The organism is Streptomyces sp. YS-3 (genome assembly GCF_045257485.1).
Taxonomy (GTDB): domain Bacteria; phylum Actinomycetota; class Actinomycetes; order Streptomycetales; family Streptomycetaceae; genus Streptomyces.
Window position 1 is genome coordinate 1 of sequence record NZ_JBJHPC010000055.1, and the last position, 21405, is coordinate 21405.

The following is a 21405-nucleotide window of genomic DNA, read 5'->3' on the forward strand; positions in this document are numbered from 1 at the left end:
GCGGTGGGGGCGCCCAGGCGGACGTGGGCGCGGGCCCGGCGATAGCCGGGGGATTCCCGCGCGAGGGCGTGGTCGAGGCGCGTCAGGAACGCGTCGGTCTCGGCCTCGCTCCAAGGAGTGGCTGAGGCGAGGGCGAACCGGTAGGCGGGGGTGCCATGGGGATCAGGGGTGACACGGCAGGCGGCGTTGCGCAGTTCGAGACCGCCCGCGGCGAGGGCGGTGGTGAGGGCGCGCAGGACCTGGGCGTCGCGCAGCCGCTCCCCGGCCGCGTCGGAGAGGGTGCCGCGGCCGGCGTATTCGAGGCGCGGCACACCGCCCTCGTGGTCCACGACCCGTACGACATCACCCACCGCGTAGCGGTAGAGACCGCCCACGTGGCTGAAGACGGTGTGGTAGTCGCGGCCGACCTCCAGTTCGTGGGGTTGGAGCGTCGGCATACCGGGGGCGAGGTCCTGGTCGGCGTCGGCGAACTCGTACAGGGAGGCGGTGACGACGAGACTGCTGGCGGTCGGGTGGCGGTCGAGGGCGACTCCGGTGGGGCCCTCGGAGGCGGCGACCGGGGCGGGCAGGAGGGTGACGCCCGGCCCGAACTCCTCGCGCAGACGCGGGAGGTAGAGCGAGGCGAGGCCGGTGGTCCAGCAGAAGAGGGCGCGCATGTTCGGCCAGATGTGGGCCGGCCGGACCCTCCCGAAGTGGGCGGCGAGACGGTCGAGTTCGCGGGCCCGTCCGGGATTGGGCGCGCGATGCGGATGCCCGCCCAGGGTGCCGTCGCCCACCTCCCGGACGATGCGCTCCCACCACAGATTCAACTGGTGGGGGAGGGCCGCGACCATCGCCGGGTTGATCCCGATGACACAGCGGACATCGCTCTCGACGGCCAGCCGCAGCCGCAGGTACATCTTGTCGAGGTGCGCCCCTGCCTCCACCTGTACGGGCACGGTGGCCCAGGGAGCGTCGGTACCGGGCTCCGCGGAGAGCGGCTCGCCGAAGCGCGCACCGAAGTCGACCTGGCTGGCGCCGACATGGGGGAGCCCCGAGGCGGTGGTCGGGGGAGCGGCGACGGGGTCGTGCTTGAGGTTGAGGACGGCGTCCGGGCGGGCCAGGACATCGGGGAAGTGCTCGATCAGCGGCGCCCAGGCGGCGTAGTAGAACGGGAAGAACGTGGTGCGCATGAAGCGGGGCGTGACCGGGATCTTCTTGTGGGCGCCGGTGCTGCCGCTGCTGGTGAAGAAGACGGCGGGCCGGTCGGCCGTGAGGACGTTCTCCTCGCCCGCGGCGGCCCGCTCGATCCAGGGTGCGAGGGCGCTGTAGTCCTGGACGGGCACGGCCTTGCGCCAGTCGTCCGGGGTGCGCACGCGCGCGAAGCCGTGGGCGCGGCCGTACGCGGTGCCGGCGTTGAAGGCGAGCAGGTCCTCCAGAACCCGCTGCTGGTGTCCGGCCGGGTCCGTGAACGCCGCCCGCAGCCGGGCCCGTTCGGCGAACACCCGCGCCCGGTACCGCTTTACCCGCTCCGGATCGGTCCGGGGCGATCCGTCCCGACGCGTCTCAGACACCGTCATGGCAGACCACCTCCCGCACGGCGTCGGCGGTCCGTCCGGGGGAGCCCTGCTGCTCCAGGACCGTCACCGGAAGATCCCGGATCTCGTCCCACATCAGCTTCTCCAGGTCCGTCTGGTACCGCTCGAACGACATCCGGTCCGGCCGCTCGCCGTAGTGTTCGAGGGAGTTGAGCCCTCTGCCGCGCCGGCTGCGGCGCCAGGCCTCCTGGGGCGCGACCCTGAGGTAGACCACGTGGCGCGGCTGGGGGAAGGAGCGCCACCAGTCGTACATGGGGTTCTCGCGGACCCCCGCCAGACGGCACTTCGCGAGGATCTTGTAGTAGTACGAGTCCACCAGGAGCGGCCGTCCGTCGGCGGTCCGGGCGGCGGTGAGGAGCTGGTCGCGCAGGTGCACCACGGCGGTCTGGAGCATGCTGGCCATGAAGTCGGGCGAGTAGGCACCGTCCGGGGCGGCGACGTCCTTCACCACCTCGCGCCGCAGCCGGCCGATCAGCGCGTGCCGCTCGGTGAGGAAGCGGTCGTCGACCGAGACGACCCGGACGGGCTCGGGGCCTCCCGCCAGCCGGGAGATCGCTGATGACTTGCCCGCGTAATCGCCTCCCAGAAGGACGGAGAATAACGGGAGGTTTGCTGACATATCGGGTTGCTCCTTACGGACCGGCGCACTCTCTGCTGTGGCACGACTCCTCCCCGCAGCCTGCGCGAGCCGGCTATAGGGAGAGTTGAGGATCAAGGGGGAGGAGCGGGTGACGGTTCAACTGATGTCCACCGGGATGTCGCCCGGCAGTGCCGTCGGTCCGGCCCCCGGCCCCCGGGGCCGGTGACATCCGTCACCCCGGGCCCCCACCGCCCCCGGCGATCGCCGCCCGAGCCGCCGGGGCCTCGCGGCGAGCCGCAGGTCACGGACGCGGCACCGCATAGGGTGGCCGTATGCAGGAGCAGTACCGGACGATCGCCCGTGAGGGCGTGCACGAGACCGAGATCAACCGATCGCGGTTCATCTGCGCGCTCGCGCCCGCCGCGACCGAGCAGGAGGCGCAGGCCTTCGTCGCGCGCGTCCGCGCGGAGCACCCGACGGCGACCCACAACTGCTTCGCCTACGTCATCGGGGCCGACGCCTCCGTACAGAAGGCGAGCGACGACGGCGAGCCGGGCGGCACCGCCGGGCTCCCGATGCTCCAGATGCTGACCCGCCGCGAGGTGCGGTACGCCGTCGCCGTCGTCACCCGCTACTACGGCGGGGTGAAGCTCGGCGCGGGCGGCCTCATCCGCGCCTACGGCGGAGCGGTCGGCGAAGCCCTGGACGCGCTCGGCACCGTGGTGCGCCGGCGCTACCGCCTGGCCACCGTCACCGTCGACCACCAGCGCGCGGGCAAGCTGGAGAACGATCTGCGGGCCACCGGCCGCGCCGTGCGCGAGGTGCGCTACGCCGAGGCCGTCACGATCGGCATCGCCCTCCCGGAGGCGGACGTGGAGTCCCTGCGCCGCTGGCTCGCGGACGTCACCGCGGGCACCGCGACGCTGGAGCTCGGCGGCGAGGCGTACGGGGACGCGTGACAGCTGTGAGCCGTACCGGTAAGGCAGTTGCCGCCCGGGATGTCCGACCCCGCCGATACCCTCGGGAATCATGAGACTCCTGCATACGTCGGACTGGCACCTGGGACGGTCGTTCCACCGGGTCGCCCTGCTCGACGCCCAGGCCGCGTTCCTCGACCACCTGGTGGCGACGGTGCGCGAACGCGACGTGGACGCGGTCCTGGTGGCGGGCGATGTCTACGACCGGGCCGTGCCGCCGCTGGCGGCCGTGGAGCTCTTCGACCGCGCCATCCACCGGCTCGCCGACGAGGGCGTGCCGACGGTGATGATCTCCGGGAACCACGACTCGGCCCGGCGGCTCGGCGTCGGCGCGGGCCTCATCGAGCGGGCCGGCATCCATCTGCGCACCGACCCGGCGGGCTGCGACACCCCGGTGCTGCTGTCCGACGCCCACGGGGAAGTGGCCTTCTACGGCCTCCCCTATCTCGAACCGGCCCTGGTCCGCGAGGAGTTCAAGACCGACAGGGCCGGGCACGAGCAGGTCCTGAGCGCGGCCATGGAGCGCGTCCGGGCGGACCTCGCGGCACGCCCGCGCGGCACCCGCTCCGTCGTGCTCGCCCACGCCTTCGTCGCCGGGGGCGAGCCGAGCGAGAGCGAGCGCGACATCACCGTCGGCGGGGTCGCCGCCGTCCCCGCGGGAGTCTTCGACGGCGTCGACTATGTGGCGCTCGGCCACCTCCACGGCTGCCAGACCCTCTCGGACCGCGTGCGCTACTCGGGCTCCCCCCTGGCGTACTCGTTCTCCGAGACCACCCACCGCAAGACCATGTGGCTCGTCGACCTGGCCGCCGACGGAGCCGTCGCCGCCGAGCGCGTCGACTGCCCCGTCCCGCGCCCGCTCGCCCGCGTCCGGGGCCGGCTCGACGACCTGCTGGACGATCCCGCCCTGGAGCCCCACGAGGACGCGTGGGTCGAGGCGACACTCACCGACCCGGTCCGCCCCGACGACGCGATGGCCCGCCTCGCCGCCCGCTTCCCGCACACCCTGAGCCTGGTCTTCGAACCGGACCGCGCCCCCGAGGACCCGCTCGCCTCGTACGCGCGCCGCCTGGAGGGCCGCACCGACCAGGAGATCGCCCAGGACTTCGTGGCCCATGTGCGCGGCGGCAGCGGCCCGGACGAGCGGGAGCGCACCGTGCTGCGCGCCGCCTTCGACGACGTACGGGTGGAGTCCGAGCTTACCCGGGACCACGCGCGCGAGGGTGCCCGATGAGGCTGCACCGGCTGCGCGTCACCGCGTTCGGCCCCTTCGGCGGCACCCAGGAAGTCGACTTCGACGCGCTGTCGGCCGGCGGCCTCTTCCTGCTGCACGGCGTGACCGGGGCGGGCAAGACCTCTGTTCTGGACGCCGTGTGCTACGCGCTGTACGGAGCCGTGCCCGGCGCCCGCCAGAGCCCCGGCGCGGTGCTGCGCAGCGACCACGCGGCCCCCGACACCGTCACCGAGGTCCTGCTCGATCTGACCGTCGGCGGACGGCGGTTGGAGATCACCCGCAGGCCGCAGCAGAACCGGCCCAAGAAGCGCGGCAGCGGCTTCACCACCGACAAGGCCCAGACCTGGCTGCGCGAGTACGACACGGGCGCGGCCGAATGGCGGGCGCTCAGCCGCTCCCACCAGGAGGTGGGGGAGGAGATCGGGCAGCTCGTCGGTATGAGCCGCGAGCAGTTCTGCCAGGTCGTCCTGCTGCCCCAGGGCGACTTCGCCAAGTTCCTGCGCTCCGACGCCGAGGCGCGCGGCAAGCTGCTCGGCCGCCTCTTCGACACCGGCCGGTTCGCCGCCGTCGAGGAACGCCTCGCGGAGCTGCGCCGCGCCGCCGAACAGCAGGTCAAGGCCGGGGACGAGCGGCTGCTCAACCTCGCCCAGCGGATGGCGCAGGCCGCCGGGGACGGCCCGGACGCGCGCGACTGGCCGCTGCCCGGCCACCGCCCCGGGGAACCCGGGCTCGCCGAGGGCGTTCTGGAGTGGGCCGCCGTCGCGCGCGCCGGGGCCCGCGAGCGCCTCGCCGTCGCGGAGTGCGCCCTCGCCGCCGCCGAGAGCCGTCAGGCCGCCGCCCGTACCGCACTCGACGACGAGCGCCGCCTCGACGAGCTCCAGCGCCGGTACGCGGACACCTGCCGCCGGGCCGACGAGCTGGCCGCCGCCGAGCCCCGGCGCGCGGCCGTACGGGAGCGGCTGGCGCGGGCCCGCAAGGCCGACCTGGTCGCCCCCGCCCTCGCCCTGCGCGCGGAGGCCGAACGCGAACACGAGACGGCGGCCACGGCCCGAGAGCGCTCGCGCGCGTCGCTGCCCGCGGACCTGGCCGAGGCCGGGGCCGAGCAACTGGGCGCGCTGGAGCGGCAGATGCGCCAGGAGCTGGGCGCGCTCGACGCCGCCCGCCGGGCCGAGGCCCGCAGCGCCGAGATCACCGCCGAGCGCGCCGAACTCGACCGCCAGGCCAGGGCCGACGAGCATCTGCTCCTGGACGCGGCCGGCTGGCTCGCCGCCTGGGAGGGCGACCGCCGGCGCCATCAGGAGCGCGTCGAAGCCGCCCACCAGGCCGCCGCCCGCACCGAACAGCTGGCAGGACGGCTGGAGCCAGCCCGGCGCAGGCTGGCGGCGGCCCGCGAGCGCGACGCGCTCCAGGTGCGCGTGGCCGCCGCCGAGGAGCGCCAGGGCACCGCCCGGGAGCGGGCCAACACCGCCCATGAGCACTGGCTGTCCCTGCGCGAGGAGCGGCTGCGCGGTATCGCGGCCGAGCTCGCCGCGGGGTTGCGCGACGGGGAGGCGTGCGCCGTCTGCGGCTCGCCCGAGCACCCCGAGCCCGCGCGCGCCACCACCGGCCACGTGGACCGTACGACGGAAGAGGCTGCCCACGACGCCTACCGGCAGGCCGAAGCGGCCCGCGCCGAGGCCGAGCGCGCCCTCGCCTCGGTACGGGAGCGGTTGGCGGCGGCGAGCGCGGAGGCGGGCACCGAACCGCTCGCGGTCCTCGACGGCCAGGTGCGCGAGTGGGAGGCCGAGTACGGCGAGAGCCGTGCGCTCGCCGCCGGACTGCACGCGGCCCGGGAGGCCTTCGAGAGCGCCGAGCGCGAGCACGCCCGGCGCCTGGAGCAGCAGCGCGAGGCGGACAAGCGCGTGTCCGCCCGTACCGCGCGGCGCGAGGAGATCGAGCGGGAACAGGCCGCCCTGGAAAGGGAGCTGGCGGTGGCCCGGGGCGGGGCCCGCAGCGTCGCCGAGCAGGCAGCGCTCCTGGATCACCGGGCCGGGCTGCTCGCCCGGGCCGCCGAGGCGGTCCGGGAGGTCGAGGTGAGCGCCCAGCGGCTCAAGGAAGCCGACGGACGGCTCTCCGAGGCCGCCTTCCGGGCCGGCTTCGACACGCCACGGGCGGCGGCCGAGGCATTCCTCGACGACCGCGGGCAGAGCGAGCTCCAGCACCGGCTCGACGAGTGGCAGCGCGAGGAGGCGGCCGTCGCGGACCGGCTCGCCGACCCCGGGACCGTCGCGGCCGGCGCCCGTCCGGCCGCCCGGCCGCAGGAGGCCGAGGCCGCCCACGCGCGCGTGGAGCGCGCGCTGCGGGAGGCCGCCTCGGTGCTGGCCGCCGCCCGCGCCCGCTGCGCCGAGCTCGGCAGGCTGGGACGCGAGGCCGCGGCGGAGACGCGCCGGATCGGCCCCCTGCGCGAGGAGTACGACCGGGTGGCCCGCCTCGCCGGGCTCACCGCGGGCACCTCCGCCGACAACGAACGCAAGATGCGGCTGGAGTCGTACGTACTGGCCGCGCGGCTGGAGCAGGTCGCGGCTGCCGCCACGGCCCGGCTGGGCCGTATGTCCGGCGGTCGCTACACGCTGGTGCACTCCGACGCGCGGGGCGGACGCGGCCGTTCCGGACTGGGGCTGCACGTGGTCGACGCCTGGACCGGCCGGGAGCGCGACACCGCCACGCTCTCTGGCGGCGAGACGTTCTTCGCGTCGCTCGCGCTGGCCCTGGGCCTGGCCGACGTGGTCACCGACGAGGCCGGGGGCGTTCGGCTGGACACGCTCTTCATCGACGAGGGCTTCGGCAGCCTCGACGACCAGGCCCTGGACGAGGTCCTGGACGTCCTGGACTCGCTGCGCGAGCGCGACCGCAGCGTCGGCATCGTCAGCCACGTCGGGGATCTGCGCCGCCGCATCCCCACTCAGCTGGAGGTCGTCAAGGAGCGCGACGGATCGCGGGTGCGCCACCGGACGGCGGGGGCGGGGGACTGAGCGCTCCCGCGCGCGGCCTTCAGCGGGCTGTGGCGCGGCGGGGCAGGGGCGAGGAGTAGACCACGCTGGTCGTCACCGACCCCAGGGCGCCGATCTTCCCGGAGATCTCCTCCAGGTGGCTCATCGACCGCGCGCCCACCTTGATCACAAAACAGTCGTCGCCCGTGACGTGGTGCGCTTCCATGATCTCCGAAGTCGTCTCCAGCAGATCGTGGAAGGGCTTGTAGTTGCCGTTCGGGTACCGCAGCCGTACGAAGGCGAGGATGCCCCGGCCCAGCCGCTCCTGGTCGACGATCGCCGTGTAGCCCGATATCACCCCGGCCTCCTCGAGGCGCCGCACGCGCTCCGTCACGGCGCTCGGGGACATGGCGACGACGCGCGCCAGCTCCGCGAAGGTGGCCCGGCCGTCCTGCTGGAGGGCGTCCAGGATGCGCCAGTCGGTGGCGTCCGGGGAATACTCGGTCATGGCTGCCAGACAACAGGGAAATCCCCGGCGAATCAAGAGATGTTCCGGGGATCGCGTCTTCCGGCCGGTGATCGGCGGCCGTAGATTTCCGGCCATGACAACAACGCGGCCCGCCGCCGCCAACCCCGTCCTGCGCGTCGCCCCGGCCGCGCCCGCCGACGCCGCCGCGTACTTCCGCGCCGCCCTGGTCTTCCACGCGGACGTCTCCGATGTGGCGTCCGCGCTGGCCCAGGGCGGCGAGCCGGGCTTCACCGTGCTGGACTCGCGCTCCACGCAAGCCTGGGACCAGGGCCATGTGCCCGGCGCCGTGCACCTGCCGACCGCGCTCATCGCCGAGCAGGCCGGGCAACTGCTCGACAGATCAATGCCGGTCGTCACCTACTGCTGGGGGCCCGGCTGCAACGGCGCCACCCGCGCCGCTCTCGCTCTGGCCGAACTCGGCTACCAGGTCAAGGAGATGCTCGGCGGCTTCGAGTACTGGGTGCGCGAGGGCTTCGCGTACGAGACCTGGGAGGGCCTTCACCGGCGCGAGGCCGACGCGCTGACCGCCCCGGCCGGCGCGGAGGACTGCGGCTGCTGACACCGTGGCGGCGGTGGCGGCGGGCCGGACCCGCCGCCACCGCGCGCACTCAGAGCTTGGACAGCTCGTCCACCAGGTCGTCCAGCCCCAGCGGCCCCTGCGACAGCGCCGCCATGTGCCAGGCACGGGCGTCGAACGCCTCACCGTGGTGCTTCTTGGCGTTCTCGCGGCCCATCAGCCAGGCCCGCTCGCCCAGCTTGTAGCCGATCGCCTGCGCGGGCACGGACAGATAGCGGGTGAGCTCGCTCTCCACGAAGTCCGCCGGACGCCCGCTGTGGCGGCCGAAGAACTCCTGCGCCAGCTCCGGCGTCCACCGCTCGCCGGGATGGAACGGCGAGTGGCCGGGGATCTCCAGCTCCAGGTGCATACCGATGTCGACGATGACCCGGCACGCCCGCATCATCTGCGCGTCCAGGTACCCCAGGCGCCGCTCCGAGTCGGGCAGGAAGCCCAGTTCGTCCATGAGCCGCTCGGCGTAGAGCGCCCACCCCTCGGCGTTGGCGCTCACCGTGCCGATGGTGGCCTGGTAGCGCGAGAGCCGGTCCGCGACGTGCCGCCACTGCGCGATCTGCAGATGGTGGCCCGGCACACCCTCGTGGTACCAGGTCGAGACCAGGTCGTACACCGGGAAGCGGGTCTCGCCCATGGTGGGCAGCCAGGTGCGGCCGGGGCGCGAGAAGTCCTCGGAGGGGCCGGTGTAGTAGGGCGCGGCGGCGCTGCCGGGCGGCGCGATGTGCGACTCCACCTTCCGTACCCGCTCGGCGAGTTCGAAGTGCGTGCCGTCCAGGGCCTCGATCGCCTCGTCCATCAGGGCCTGCAGCCAGGCCCGGACCTCGTCCACGCCCTCGATGTGCGTGCCGTGCTCGTCGAGGTGGGCCAGCGCCTCCCAGGGCCCCGCTCCCGGCAGGATCTTGTCGGCCTCGGTCTTCATCTCGCCGAGGATGCGGTGGTACTCGGACCAGCCGTACGCGTACGCCTCGTCGAGGTCCAGGGTCGTCCCGTTGAAGTAGCGCACCCAGCGGGCGTACCGCTCACGGCCCACGGTGTCCGGGGCCCCGGCGATCGCGGGGGCGTACACGTCGCGCAGCCAGTCGCGCAGGGCGACGAGCGCCTCGCCCGCCACGCGCGCGCCGGCGTCGAGTTCGGCGCGCAGGGCCGCCGGTCCCGGCGCGGCGAACTCCGCGAACCAGTCGCGGTCCGTGCCGATCCACTCGGTGAGCTGGCCGACGAAGGTGTCCGTGGCGCGCGGCCCGGCGAACAGGCCCCGGTCCAGCCCCAGTTGCAGGGAGGCGCGGTAGCCCTCCAGCGCGGCGGGAACGGCCGCGAGGCGCGCCGCCACGTCCGCCCAGTCGGCCTCGTCGGCGAGCGGCATCATGGTGAAGACCTGGCGCACCGAGTGGACGGGCGAGCGCAGGTTGCTGACGCAGCGCAGCCCCTCCCGCGCCTCGTGGACGGCGAGTTCGGACGACAGACGCTCCCGCAGCAGTCTGGCGCAGCGCCGCTCCGAGTCGCTGTCGGCGCCCGGTGTCCGCTCCGCTTCGTCGAGCCGCGCCAGCGTCGCGCGGCCGAGGGCGGCCACGGCCTCCTGCCCGGCGGGCGAGAAGTCCGGAAGCAGCCGGGCGCTCTCGCGCACGCCCAGATAGGTACCGGTGATGGGGTCGAGTTCGATGAGTGCGTCGACATGGGCGTCGGCGACCTGGCGGGGCAGCACGCTGCTGGAAGTGTCTGGCATGGTCCACATACTCGTACGAGCACGGGCCCCGCGTCACCCACAGGCGACCTTCAGCCACCGGAGGCGGAAGGGGAGGGAGGGGGCGGAGCGGACGTCGGTACCGGTGTCGGCGCGGGGGGCAGCAGAGGGCCGCACTCCCACTGCTGGAAGATCAACCGCGTCTCCACGCGGGCGACTTCGCGCCGTGAGGTGAACTCGTCGATGACCAGCCGCTGGAGGTCGGCCGTGCCCGTCACGGCCACATGGACCAGGTAGTCGTCCGGGCCGGTGAGGTGGAACAGGGCGCGGGACTCCGGGAGCGCCCGGATGCGTTCGACGAACGGACCGATCAGTTCGCGCCGATGTGGCCGCACCTGCACCGAGAGGAGGGCCTCCAGGCCGCGGCCCATTCGCGCCGGGTCGAGCCGGAGCTGGTGTCCGAGGATCACTCCGGAGCGGCGCAGTCTGGTGACCCGGTCCAGGCAGGTGGAGGGTGCCACGCCCACCTGGGCCGCGAGATCGCGGTAGGTGGTCCGGGCGTCGTTCTGCAGAAGGCGCAGAATGTCCAGATCCACCGGGTCCAGTACGACAGAATCGGCCATTGGCCGAACGTAGCACGGACCTCGGCGCTCCTTTCCGGTCATGCCTCCACAGTGCCGCCATGGACACCGACACCCAGGACCGCGCCGACCGCGCCCAGGCCGCACCCCGTGCCCTGGCCACCGAAGCCGTCCACGCCGGCCGCGACGACCTCGCGGGACTCGGACTGCATGCCCCGCCGATCGACCTCTCGACGACCTACCCGTCGTACGACAGCGCGGCCGAGGCCGCCCGGATCGACGCCTTCGCGGCCACCGGAGTGCTCCCCGAGGGGCCGCCCGTGTACGCCCGTCTCGACAACCCCACCGTGGGCCGTTTCGAGACAGCCCTCGCCCGGCTGGAGGGCGCCGAGGGAGCCGTGGCCTTCGCCAGCGGCATGGCCGCCCTCTCCGCGGTGCTGCTCGCCCGGGCCTCGGCGGGCCTGCGGCACGTGGTCGCCGTCCGGCCGCTGTACGGCTGCAGCGACCACCTCCTGGACGCCGGGCTGCTCGGTACGGAGGTGACCTGGGTGGACCCGGCGGGCATAGCCGACGCCCTGCGGCCCGACACCGGTCTGGTGATCGTGGAGACCCCGGCCAACCCGACGCTCGCCGAGGTCGACATCAGGGCCGTCGCCCACGCCTGCGGCTCGGTGCCGCTGCTCGTCGACAACACCTTCGCCACCCCGGTGCTCCAGCGTCCGCTGGAACAGGGCGCGCGGATCGTGCTGCACAGCGCCACCAAGTACCTGGGCGGCCACGGCGACGTCATGGGCGGTGTGGTCGCGTGCGACGACGCGTTCGCCCGGCAGCTGCGCCAGGTGCGGTTCGCCACCGGCGGCGTGCTGCACCCGCTGGCCGGCTATCTGCTGCTGCGGGGCCTCGCGACGCTTCCGGTACGGATGCGGGCCGCCGCCGGGAGCGCCGCGGAGCTCGTGCGCAGACTGACCGAGGACCCCCGGGTGGCCCGGGTCCACTATCCGGCGGTGGGCGGGGCGATGGTCGCCTTCGAGGTGCACGGCGACCCGCACGCGGTGATCGCGGGCGTCCGGCTCATCACCCCCGCCGTGAGCCTCGGCAGCGTCGACACCCTCATCCAGCACCCGGCCTCCATCAGCCACCGGATCGTGGCCGAGGGAGACCGGCGGTCCGCCGGGGTGAGCGACCGGCTGCTGCGGCTCTCGGTCGGTCTGGAGGACGTGGAGGACCTGTGGAGCGATCTGAGCCGGGCGCTCAGCGCTCCGCCTGCTCGAACGACGGCCGCTCGGACAGCGGACGCTCGAACGTCGGCAGGGCGCCCGACGGACGGTCGGCCGACGGACGCGCCCCAGCGCGAGCCTTCGGCAGCCGTGCGGTGATCACCAGGGTGCCCTCCTCGATCTGGTAGTCGAGCGGCAGCCCGAGGCCGCGCATCGCCGCCACCATCGCGGTGTTGGAGGACTGCGTCACCGCGTACACGCTCTCGCAGCCCGCCTCGGCCGCCAGCGCCACCAGGCGCTCCAGGAGCTCGGTGCCGATGCCCCGGCGCTGCCAGTCGTCCTCGACGAGCAGCGCCACCTCGGTCTCGTCGCCGTCCCACAGGAGATGGCCGAGGGCGACGAGCCGCCCGGAGGCCGACTCGGCGGCGAGAGTGCGTCCGTAACGGGGGCTGAGCAGGTGGTTCAGATAGCGGTCGGCGTCGCCGACGGGGCCGTGGTAGCGCAGGCCCAGGGTGCGGTCGGAGCAGCGTTCGTGCATGGCCTTGGCGGCCTCGACATCGTCCTGGCCGGCCCGGCGGACGGTGATCTCGTTGCCCTCGGCGAGGGTGAGGACGTCCTGGTTGCGGGGGATGCGCGGCCCGAGCCGCGCGTCCAGCTCGACCAGCGCGCGCGCCCGCGCGAACTCGGTCGGGGTGAAGGGCAGGTAGGGCCGCTCGATGGTGATGACCCCGCCGCCGGGGTCGCGCAGCCGCATGGTGGTCGATTCGAGAACGCCCTCGACCGGTGCCGTCTCGCCGGTCGGGCGGCCGGACAGGGACACGGCGGGCAGTGAGTGGATGGTGCACCTGCCCAGCAACTGACGGAGTGCGAGCGGCAGTTCCGCCGCGTCGAGCGCGGTGCGGGTGGCCAGGCCGAGCACCCGGGTGGGCGCGTCCACCAGGTCGTGCGCGTCGGCGCGCTCCAGCCAGATGTCACCGCCGCCCGCCCCGGCGATCTCCCGGGTCAGCCGGGCTGCCGAGAGGTCGGCGGGGGCCCGCAGCAGGAGTTCGTCGACCGTGCCCTCGGCCAGCGGGTGCGTCTGGAGGGTGAGGATGTCGACCCCGCTGTGGGCGAGTGCGGTGCACAGCGCGGCCAGGCTGCCGGGCTCGTCGCGCACGGTGGCCCGCATCCGCCACAACGAGGTCTCGCGCGAGGCGGCGCCGCCGTGGGCGGATCCGTCGGCGGGCGCGGCGCCGGCGGGAGCGGGCGCCGCGCCCGTATCGACGGGTGCCGGCGGCGCGTGGCTGTGGCGCCGGGCCCACCAGGTGTGGAACGCCGCCGTGGCGACCAGCGCGACCGCCGAGGCGATCAGCAGGAACGGTCCGTCCGGTCCGTGTGCGACCGTGTTCGCCACGGCGTCGGCCACCGCCACGGCGGTGAACATCGCGGCCAGCTCGATCAGGTCCCGCCGCCAGTGGTGGCGACGGGCGCTCGTACGGACAGTCAACTCGGTCATCTCAGTCATGCCTTCACTGTGACCGAGCGGTGTTGCGTGATCGCGAACGCTTTGTGACTGATGGGTTAAGTGTGGTTCTGGTGTATTTCTGGCCGTTTCTTACGGCTTGTGGCGCGGAATGACCACCTCAGCGCCGCACTCCGTACGCGTCGTGCCGGACCGCACGCGGCTACTGGCCCACCAGCCCCGGCTTCAGCACCTTCGTGAAGAGTACCGAACCGCCCTGGGCGCGCAGACGCACCGTCAGCTCGCCACTCCCGCCGTCGATCTCGACCTCGCCGAAGTTCGGCGGGGTCTCCATCGGCGAGGCGTTGGCCCTGGCGGGCGCCTGGACGAAGACCTGGTCGGGGCCGAAGGTCGCGTCGAGCGCGTTCGCCGGGAAGCCGCCCGCCGCGAGCGGCCCCGACACGAACTCCCAGAACGGGGCGAAGTCCTTGAACGCCGCCCGCGACGGCTCGTAGTGCTGCGCCGCCGTGTAGTGCACATCCGCCGTCAGCCACAGCGTGCCGGTGATCCGGCGGTGCTTGATGAACCGCAGCAGCTCCGCGATCTGGAGCTCGCGCCCGAGCGGCGCGCCCGGGTCGCCCTGGGCCACGGCCTCGAAGTTGGCCGGTCCGTCGGTGACGACCAGACCGAGCGGCATGTCGGCGGCGATCACCTTCCACACCGCCCGGGAGCGCGCGAGCTCCCGTTTCAGCCACTCCAACTGCTCCGCGCCGAGGATGCCCACGGTGTCGTCGGCCCGGCGCCCGGGGGAGTTGGCGTCGCGGTACGTGCGCATGTCGAGCACGAACACGTCCAGCAGCGGTCCGTGGCGCACGACCCGGTGCACGCGCCCCTCACGGCTGCCCGGCCGCAGCGTCGAGACGGGGAAGTACTCGCTGAAGGCCCGCAGCGAACGGGCCGCCAGCACGTCGATGTTCTTCTCGGTGTAGCGGGCGTCGTCCAGGATCTGGCCGGGGTACCAGTTATTGCGCACCTCATGGTCGTCCCACTGGACGATGGACGGCACGCGCGCGTTGAACCGCCGTACGTTCTCGTCGAGCAGGTTGTAGCGGAAGTTGCCCCGGTACTCGTCCAGCGTCTCGGCGACCTTGGACTTCTCCACGGTCGTGAGGTTCCGCCACACCCGGCCGTCGGGCAACGTCACGCTGGGCGGGATCACCCCGTCCGCATAGATGTTGTCGCCACTGGACAGGTAGAAGTCCGGATCGAGCCGTCGCATCTCGTCATAGACGCGGAATCCGCCGATGTCCGGGTTGATGCCCCAGCCCTGCCCCGCGACGTCCCCGGACCAGAGGAAGCGCACGTCCCGGTGGCGCGAGGCGGGCGCGGTGCGGAACGTGCCGTACACCGGCTTTCCGGTACGGCGGGGGTCGTCGGGGTCGGCGAGGGTGACGCGGTAGTGGATCTGCTCACCGGCCGGCAGCCCGCGCAACTGCGTCGTACCGGTGAAGTCGGTGCCCGGCCCCAGCAGCGGGCCCCGCCAGCTGCGCGCGCGGCGGAACGATTCGGTGGCCGAGGTCTCCACGACCATCCGGGCCGGCCGGTCGGACCGGACCCACACGAGCCCCGACGACGCCGTGATGTCACCGGTCTGCACACCCCAGTCGGCGTTCGGCCGCCCGGAGAGCGCCAGCGCGGGCGCGGCCGTGGCGAGCCCGGTGGGCAGGGCGAGTCCCGCCGAGGCGGCGAGCGAACCCCTGAGTAGGGCACGGCGGTTGGGCGAGGGGATCCGAGGGCGGTACGGCATCGAGGCGCCTCCTGGGACGGGTGGTGGGTCAGGGCGGTGGTCCGGCGCGTGCGGATCCGTGCCATGCCTACTGCCCGGCTGCGGCGCGGGCGCGAACCCCGGGTGAACAGCTGGAGGTCACCTGCGAGCAGACAGTCCTCGGGCACCTGGCCGGGAACCTTCGGCCTACGGCGAGCGGCCGGGGACCGAAGGACGATCGCCTCCGTGATCTTCGATGACTATGTTGGGTACACGCCACCGGAACGGCGGCGCGTCACCCCACCACCAGCGAAAGCCGAGGCTCCCATGCCCGTCGGAGGCCGTTCACACATCCGTATAGCCCGCCCCTCGCGCGACCTCGCGGCGGCGGAGCGCTTCTGGGTGGAGGGCCTGGGCCTGGACGTCGTGTGGCGGCACGACGCCCAGGGCGCGGGCCCCGGCGAGCACGCGCTGCTGATGGTCGGCTGGCCCGACGCCGACTGGCATCTGGAGCTGGTCCAGGCGCAGGCCGGGGACGTCGAGCCCCGGCCGACCGAGGAGGACCTGCTGGTCGTCTACGCGGACGAGGAGGTTCCGCAGGACCTGGTGGCGCGCCTGGAGGCGCACGGCGGCAGGCGGGTGCTGTCGCCCAACCCGTACTGGAACGAGTGGGGCGTGACGATCGAGGACCCGGACGGCTACCGGTTGGTGCTGTGCAGGCGGGGCTGGTCCAACTCCTAGGCGCCGCCCCCGTCCAGCGCCCCGGCCAGGAGCCGCACCCCGCGCGCGATGTCCGAGGGCGTCAGATGGGCGTACCCGAGCACCAGCGGTACGCCGTCGCCCGCCTCGGCCCCGGGCGAGCGGTAGTACGACAGGGGGCGCACGGCCACGCGCGCGTGGGCGGCGCGTTCGAGCAGACGCGGCTCCGGGCCGTACCGCTCGGGCAGCCGCGCGATGATGTGCAGCCCGGCCGCGATCCCGCTCACCCGTGCGCCCGGAAGGTGCTCGTGCAGCGCCGCGACCAGCGTGTCCCGCCGTTCCCGGTAGGCGCGTTGGCACCGGCGCAGCTGACGGTCGTACGCGCCGCTGGTGACGAAGTCCGCGAGCAGCGCCTGGTCCAGTGCGGGGTTGCCGAGGTCCATGGTGCGTTTGCGGGCGACGATCGAGCCGGTCAGCCGCTCCGGCGCGAGCAGCCAGCCGAGCCGCAGGCCCGGGGCGAGCGACTTGCTCACCGACCCGGTGTACGCCACACGTTCCGGGTCGAGCCCCTGGAGGGCCCCGACCGGCGCGCGGTCGTACCGGAAGTCGCCGTCGTAATCGTCCTCGACGACGAGCCCGTCCACCGCCCGCGCCCAGTCCAGGAGTTCGGCCCGGCGACGCGCGGAGTAGGCGATTCCGGACGGGAACTGGTGCGCCGGGGTCGTCACCGCGACCCGCACCCCGCTGGCGTACAGCGGGCCCATCGCCAGGCCCTCCCGGTCGAGCGGCAGCCGCCGCGTCCGTACGCCGGTGGCCGCGAACAGCGCGGTGTGCTCGGGGCTGCCCGGGTCCTCGACGCCCACGGTCCGCCCGCCCCGCTCTTCGGGCGTGAAGCGCTCGGCGAGGGCGAAGCCGAGCAGCGTCGTCGCCTGGGCGACCCCGGAGCAGACCACGATCCGTTCCGGGTCGGCGACCACGCCCCGCCGCCGGGCCAGCAGCGCGGCGAGCGCGGTCCGCAGCTCCGGCAGCCCGCGCGGATCGGGGTAGCCGAGCGAGCGGTGCGGCAGCCGCTCCAGGACGCCCCTGTGCGCGGCGGCCCAGGCGGCACGCGGGAACAGCGACAGGTCGGGGGTGCCGGGCAGGAAGTCGACCCGGGCGCCCGGGTCGCGCGGAGCCAGATCACGCGCGCGTGGCGCGTCGGCGGCGCGCGCCGCCGCGCCCACCCAGGTCCCCGAGCCCCGGTCGCTGCGCAGATAGCCCTCGGCGGTGAGCTGCTCGTACGCCTCGGTGACCAGGCCCCGGGAGACCCCGAGGTCGGCGGCGAGCTCACGGCTCGACGGCAGCCGGGTCCCGGCGGCGAGCCGGCCCGACCGGACGGCCTCCCGGAACGCCGACTGGAGCATTCTGCCGCGCTGCCGGGCCGGTGCGGCGGCGGCCGGAAGCAGCAGCTCCCAGGCCGCGTTCCAGGACGGGCCCGCCCCGCCGTCCGGTGGCACGCGGGGCGAAGTGGTCCCCGATGACGTCATGGAAGTGGACCTTAAACAAGACCACCGTGCTGCCTAGCGTCGGGCCCATGAACGTGTCACAGCTACGGGGCGCGGCGCTCGCCGCCGTCGCCTGCGTCCTCGTCGGCGGGTCCTTCACCGCCAACAGCGTCCTCGGCGACTATCCGCACGCGGGCGGCCAGGCCCTGCGGTACGGGCTGGCCTGTCTCCTGCTGCTCCCGCTGCTCGGCCGGGGCGGCACCGCGCCGCTGCGCCGCCTCGGGCCGGCGCAGTGGGGCCGGCTCGCGCTGCTCTCCGCTGTCGGCATGGTGGGCTTCAACATGGCGGTGCTGGCCGCCGAGCGCACGGCCGAGCCCGCCGTTCCCGGGGTGTTCGTCGGATGCGCGCCGGTCGTGGTGGCGGTCCTCGTGCCGCTGCTCGACGGGCGGCGTCCCACCCGGCCGGTGTTCTACGGAGCCTTCCTGGTGGCCGCCGGGGCCTTCACGGTGCAGGGGTGGGGCCGGGCGGACGCGGTGGGCATCGCCTGGTCGGTGGGTGCGCTGGTGGGTGAGGTGGGGTTCGCGGTGCTCGCGGTGCCGGTGCTGCGCCCGCTGGGCCCGAAGCTGCTCTCGGCGGCCGTCTGCGGCGTCGCGGCCTGCGAGTCCGCCGCCCTCGCCCTCGTACTGGACGGGCGCGCCGCGCTGCGGCTGCCCGACGCCACCGAAACGGCCGCCCTGGTCTGGCAGGCCGCCGTCGTCACCGTGGTCGGTTTCGTCTGCTGGTACGCGGGGGTGCAGCGGATCGGCGCCGAACGCGCGACGCTCTTCTCCGGCCTCATTCCGGTCTCGGCCGCGCTCACCGCGCCGCTGGTCGGCACCGGCGCGTACGGCACGGCGCAGGCGGCGGGCAGCGCGCTGGTCGGCGCCGGGGTTGCGCTGGGCGCCGGGGTGCTGAGCAGGCGCCCCCGGCGCGGCGGCTCAGCGGCTCGTGTCGAGGATGACGCGCGCGACCAAGGCGGGATCGTCGTTCATCGGGACGTGGCCGCAGCCGGGCAGCCGCACCAGCCGGGCGCCGGGCAGCGTGTGCTTGGCACGGATGCCCTGCCGGCGCAACAGCAGCCGGTCCTTGGCACCCCAGGCGACGGTGACCGGGACTCCTGTCACGTCGTCCGTGAACCGTACGTCGATCCCGGCTCGCAGGGTCTCGTCGAAGCCGCCGGCCTCACGCAGCGCGAGCGTCTCGGCGACGACGGCCTCGGGTGAACGGCGCCCGGGGCGCGCGTAGATGGTGCTGGTGAGCGCCGCACGCCCGGGCGCGCTCCGGGACAACCGCTCGATGACCGGCAGCGGCAGCAGCCTCGCCCCCTGCCGCATCGCGGTCAGCGTCGCGAACGCGTAGCGGCGTTCCGCCTGGGACCAGAATCCCGCGGGGGAGAAGGCCGTCACCGACCGTACGAGCTTCTCGCGCCCCAGCTCCAGGGCCAGCAGCCCGCCCAGGGAGTTGCCCGCCACATGCGGCCGGTCGATGCCGACCTCCTCGCAGAACGCGCCCAGGACCGGCACGACCGTCGACAGCCCGTACGAAAGGCCCTCGGGCAGGACCGGGGACCGGCCGAAGCCCGGCAGGTCCACGGCTATGACGTCGCGCTCGGCGGCCAGCAGGTCGAACACCGGGTCCCAGGCCTGGCGGTGATGGCCGATGCCGTGCAGCAGGAGCAGCGGATCGCCCGAGCCGGCCCGCCGGTAGGAGACGGTGACGGTGCGGCTGCCCCGGGGGGAGCCGGTCGTGAACGAGACCTCTTCGGTCATGGTGCTGCTCCCGGTCGTGGAGGGACGGCCCCGCGCGGACATGGCTGACGCGGCGGACGGCGGTAGACACCGTGTCAGCAACAATTACCCTTCGGTAGCTTGGAGTTCAAGGGGCGTGTCCAGGACAGTGCGCGAGGGGTGAAGAATCGAACAGCGCGGGTTCTCCTTCTGGACAGCCGGTTGTCGGTCGGCTGGGATGGAGCGGTGACTGCCCCCACCGCCGCCGATCTCTTCGAAGACCACAGGTCCGTCCTCACGGGCGTGGCCTACCGCATGCTGGGCCGTGTCACCGACGCCGAGGACGTGGTGCAGGAGGCCTGGCTGCGCTGGTCGGCGCGGGAGCGCGAGAGCGTGCGCGACCCGCGCGCGTTCCTGGTACGGATCACCACCCGGCTCGCCCTCGACCGGCTGAGACAGATCCAGGCGCGGCGCGAGGCGTACGTAGGGCCCTGGCTGCCCGAGCTGATCGCGACCGAATTCGGGCCCGTCGTCCCCGACACGGTCGAACAGGCCATGCTGGCCGACTCCGTCTCGCTCGCCGTCCTGGTGGTCCTCGAATCGCTCTCGCCACTGGAGCGGGCGGTCTTCGTCCTGCGCGAGGCGTTCGGCTTCCCCTTCGCGGAGATCGCGGCCACGCTGGACCGCTCCGAGCCCGCGGTGCGCCAGCTCGCGGGGCGCGCCCGGCGCCATGTCGACGAGCGCAAGCCGCGCTACGACGTCGACCCCGTCCACCGCCGCGACCTCACCGAGCGGTTCATGGCCGCCGCGGGCGGCGGCGACCTCGACTCCATGCTCGCCCTGCTCGCCCCCGACGTCCGTTTCATCGGCGACAGCGGCGGCAAGTCCAAGGCCCCCACCAGGATCATCGAGTCCGCCGACAAGGTCGGACGCTTCCTGTACGCGGTCTCGCACGAGGGCGGACCGGACAGCGAATTCCTCATCCGGGAGATCAACGGCGGCCCGGCGGTACTGGTCCTCTACGGCGGCAAGCCGGACAGCGTGCTCCAGCTCGACGTCCTCGATGGTCGCGTCCACTGCGTATATGTCGTACGCAACCCGGACAAACTGACCGCACTCATCCGCGAGGTGGAGCGCGCGCAGGGTGAGGGAAGCGGCAGCGGCGAGGAGCGCGACCCGCGCGCGGGCCGTGAGGAGTACGTGGACCACTCGCCCGGCTAGCCCCACCGGCCCCAGCGACCACAACCCGTTCCCGGGACCGGGCACGGGTACTTTGCCGCGCCCCGCACACGGGACCGCGAACGTCGTGTGAACGCTCTGTGCCAGGGGTCGGATTCGTTCCGTAACGGAACGAGGATTGGTCTTGACCAAGGGGATGTGCCGCCCTATGGTCGCAGAGTTAGTGCAGGAACCTTTAATAAACAAGGGCGCAGAAAAGCCGCCGGGGCACGGCGATTGCGGAGGACAGGGTGGGGACCACGCAGCTGGAAACGGTGCCGGAGCCGAAGTACTGGCACCTCAAGACCGTGCTGAGCGAGGCGCTCGACTCGGACTTCGCGGTGGGAGAGATCCTGCCCAACGAGCGTGAACTGGCCGCCCGCTTCGGCGTCGCGCGCGCCACGCTCCGCCAGGCTCTGGAGCAGCTCGAACTCGAAGGCAGGCTGCAGCGCCGCCGTGGCGTCGGCACGACCGTCGCCCCGCCGCGCGTGGGCGTCTCCGTCGGCACCGAGCAGCACGACTGGCCCGGCACCGCCGGTGACACCTGGCAGGCCGCCGACTGCGCCGTCGGCGCCCCGCCGCTCTCGGTCGCCCGGCTCTTCGACGGCCAGCCCCTCGACGAGGTGCACACCGTCCGCCGGATCCGCACCACCCACGGCCAGCCCGTCGCCGCCGAGCTCCTCTACGTACCGGCGTCCTCGGTGCCGGACCTCACCTCGATCGACGCGCCGTCCGGACCGGCCCGCGCGCGCAGCGTGCTGCGCGAGCTCCAGCGCCTCGCCCTGGAAGGCCAGGACCGCGCGGTCGAGCTCGGCTCGGCCCGGGCGGACGACGCCAAGGAACTCGACCGGCTGCCGGGCGCGCCCGTCCTCGTCGTGACCACGCGCTACTTCTCGCTCGGCCGGACCGTCGCCGTATCGGTGGCGACCTACCGCGCCGACACCTGCCGCCTCACCTTCGGCGACTCGGGCGACGTGCAGATCAGCCACGACGGCCACCGCCAGGCCTCCTGACACCCGCGCGCCCCGCCCCACCATTTCTCCTCGTACGGCCCGCCGCTTGGACAGCGGCGGGCCGTACGTGTTCGGGCCAAGGCCGGGGACGGGGTGAGGCCGGACG

General features: G+C 73.8%; 16 protein-coding genes and 2 pseudogenes. 9 read left to right on the top strand and 9 right to left on the bottom strand.

Annotated elements, in window-relative coordinates; translation table 11 throughout:
* Both ACJA3G_RS07905 and ACJA3G_RS07910 read right to left on the bottom strand, forming a co-directional pair.
* A partial coding sequence (locus ACJA3G_RS07905) for a GH3 auxin-responsive promoter family protein (RefSeq protein ID WP_406552159.1) occupies window positions 1-1559 on the bottom strand: 1559 nt, incomplete at its 3' end.
* Window positions 1546-2196, bottom strand: coding sequence for a hypothetical protein (locus ACJA3G_RS07910; RefSeq protein WP_406552160.1), 651 nt, complete (start codon window positions 2194-2196; stop codon window positions 1546-1548). The genes ACJA3G_RS07910 and ACJA3G_RS07905, both read right to left, overlap by 14 nt.
* A gap of 293 nt (window positions 2197-2489) precedes the next feature.
* Between ACJA3G_RS07910 and ACJA3G_RS07915 the strand changes: the two genes are divergently transcribed.
* From ACJA3G_RS07915 to ACJA3G_RS07925, 3 genes are all read left to right on the top strand, one after another.
* On the top strand, window positions 2490-3116 hold the full coding sequence (locus ACJA3G_RS07915) for a YigZ family protein (protein ID WP_406552161.1): 627 nt from the start codon (window positions 2490-2492) through the stop codon (window positions 3114-3116).
* Between the two features lie 70 nt (window positions 3117-3186).
* The gene (locus tag ACJA3G_RS07920) at window positions 3187-4368 is read left to right on the top strand and encodes an exonuclease SbcCD subunit D (protein WP_406552162.1); all 1182 of its coding nucleotides are present in this window, start codon (window positions 3187-3189) and stop codon (window positions 4366-4368) included.
* Window positions 4365-7379, top strand: a complete 3015-nt coding sequence (locus ACJA3G_RS07925; protein WP_406552163.1) for an AAA family ATPase — start codon at window positions 4365-4367, stop codon at window positions 7377-7379. Before ACJA3G_RS07920 ends, ACJA3G_RS07925 begins: the two co-directional genes overlap by 4 nt.
* A gap of 19 nt (window positions 7380-7398) precedes the next feature.
* On the opposite strand, the gene ACJA3G_RS07930 is transcribed toward ACJA3G_RS07925, so the two are convergent.
* Window positions 7399-7845 (bottom strand): Lrp/AsnC family transcriptional regulator, encoded by a 447-nt coding sequence (locus ACJA3G_RS07930; protein WP_406552164.1) that lies wholly within the window; start codon window positions 7843-7845, stop codon window positions 7399-7401.
* Between the two features lie 94 nt (window positions 7846-7939).
* Here ACJA3G_RS07930 and ACJA3G_RS07935 point away from each other — a divergent pair, with 94 nt between their 5' ends.
* The gene (locus ACJA3G_RS07935; protein ID WP_406552165.1) at window positions 7940-8425 is read left to right on the top strand and encodes a rhodanese-like domain-containing protein; all 486 of its coding nucleotides are present in this window, start codon (window positions 7940-7942) and stop codon (window positions 8423-8425) included.
* A 49-nt stretch (window positions 8426-8474) separates the two neighbouring features.
* Here the strand turns inward: ACJA3G_RS07935 and ACJA3G_RS07940 are convergent, their stop codons facing one another.
* A complete protein-coding gene (locus tag ACJA3G_RS07940; RefSeq protein ID WP_406552166.1) occupies window positions 8475-10157 on the bottom strand; it encodes a DUF885 domain-containing protein in 1683 nt (560 codons plus the stop codon).
* A gap of 50 nt (window positions 10158-10207) precedes the next feature.
* Window positions 10208-10738 carry an Lrp/AsnC family transcriptional regulator gene (locus ACJA3G_RS07945; protein WP_406552167.1) on the bottom strand — a complete coding sequence of 177 codons (531 nt, stop codon included), beginning with the start codon at window positions 10736-10738 and terminating at the stop codon, window positions 10208-10210.
* A 59-nt stretch (window positions 10739-10797) separates the two neighbouring features.
* On the opposite strand from ACJA3G_RS07945, the pseudogene ACJA3G_RS07950 reads away from it, so the two are divergent.
* Window positions 10798-12012, top strand: a pseudogene (locus ACJA3G_RS07950) (trans-sulfuration enzyme family protein); the annotation flags it as partial.
* Here the strand turns inward: ACJA3G_RS07950 and ACJA3G_RS07955 are convergent.
* Together ACJA3G_RS07955 and ACJA3G_RS07960 are read right to left on the bottom strand one after the other, a co-directional pair.
* Complete coding sequence (locus ACJA3G_RS07955; protein WP_406552174.1) at window positions 11948-13408, bottom strand: GNAT family N-acetyltransferase; 1461 nt, start codon at window positions 13406-13408, stop codon at window positions 11948-11950. The pseudogene ACJA3G_RS07950 and the gene ACJA3G_RS07955 sit on opposite strands and share 65 nt — an antisense overlap.
* Before the next feature lie 169 nt (window positions 13409-13577).
* Window positions 13578-15161 carry an alkaline phosphatase D family protein gene (locus ACJA3G_RS07960; RefSeq protein WP_406552168.1) on the bottom strand — a complete coding sequence of 528 codons (1584 nt, stop codon included), beginning with the start codon at window positions 15159-15161 and terminating at the stop codon, window positions 13578-13580.
* A gap of 285 nt (window positions 15162-15446) precedes the next feature.
* Here ACJA3G_RS07960 and ACJA3G_RS07965 point away from each other — a divergent pair, with 285 nt between their 5' ends.
* Window positions 15447-15860: a VOC family protein gene (locus tag ACJA3G_RS07965; protein ID WP_406552169.1), complete on the top strand. Its 414-nt coding sequence runs from the start codon at window positions 15447-15449 to the stop codon at window positions 15858-15860.
* Here ACJA3G_RS07965 and ACJA3G_RS07970 read toward each other — a convergent pair.
* The gene (locus ACJA3G_RS07970; RefSeq protein ID WP_406552170.1) at window positions 15857-17344 is read right to left on the bottom strand and encodes a PLP-dependent aminotransferase family protein; all 1488 of its coding nucleotides are present in this window, start codon (window positions 17342-17344) and stop codon (window positions 15857-15859) included. The two genes, ACJA3G_RS07965 and ACJA3G_RS07970, sit on opposite strands and share 4 nt — an antisense overlap.
* Before the next feature lie 47 nt (window positions 17345-17391).
* Here ACJA3G_RS07970 and ACJA3G_RS07975 point away from each other — a divergent pair.
* Window positions 17392-18228 (top strand): annotated as a pseudogene (locus tag ACJA3G_RS07975) (DMT family transporter); the annotation flags it as partial.
* A gap of 51 nt (window positions 18229-18279) precedes the next feature.
* On the opposite strand, the gene ACJA3G_RS07980 reads toward ACJA3G_RS07975, so the two are convergent.
* The gene (locus ACJA3G_RS07980) at window positions 18280-19110 is read right to left on the bottom strand and encodes an alpha/beta fold hydrolase (RefSeq protein WP_406552171.1); all 831 of its coding nucleotides are present in this window, start codon (window positions 19108-19110) and stop codon (window positions 18280-18282) included.
* 204 nt (window positions 19111-19314) lie between these two features.
* Here ACJA3G_RS07980 and sigJ point away from each other — a divergent pair, with 204 nt between their 5' ends.
* The gene (sigJ, locus tag ACJA3G_RS07985; RefSeq protein WP_406552172.1) at window positions 19315-20289 is read left to right on the top strand and encodes an RNA polymerase sigma factor SigJ; all 975 of its coding nucleotides are present in this window, start codon (window positions 19315-19317) and stop codon (window positions 20287-20289) included.
* Between the two features lie 248 nt (window positions 20290-20537).
* On the top strand, window positions 20538-21299 hold the full coding sequence (locus ACJA3G_RS07990) for a GntR family transcriptional regulator (RefSeq protein ID WP_406552173.1): 762 nt from the start codon (window positions 20538-20540) through the stop codon (window positions 21297-21299).
* The last annotated feature ends 106 nt before the right edge of the window (window positions 21300-21405 follow it).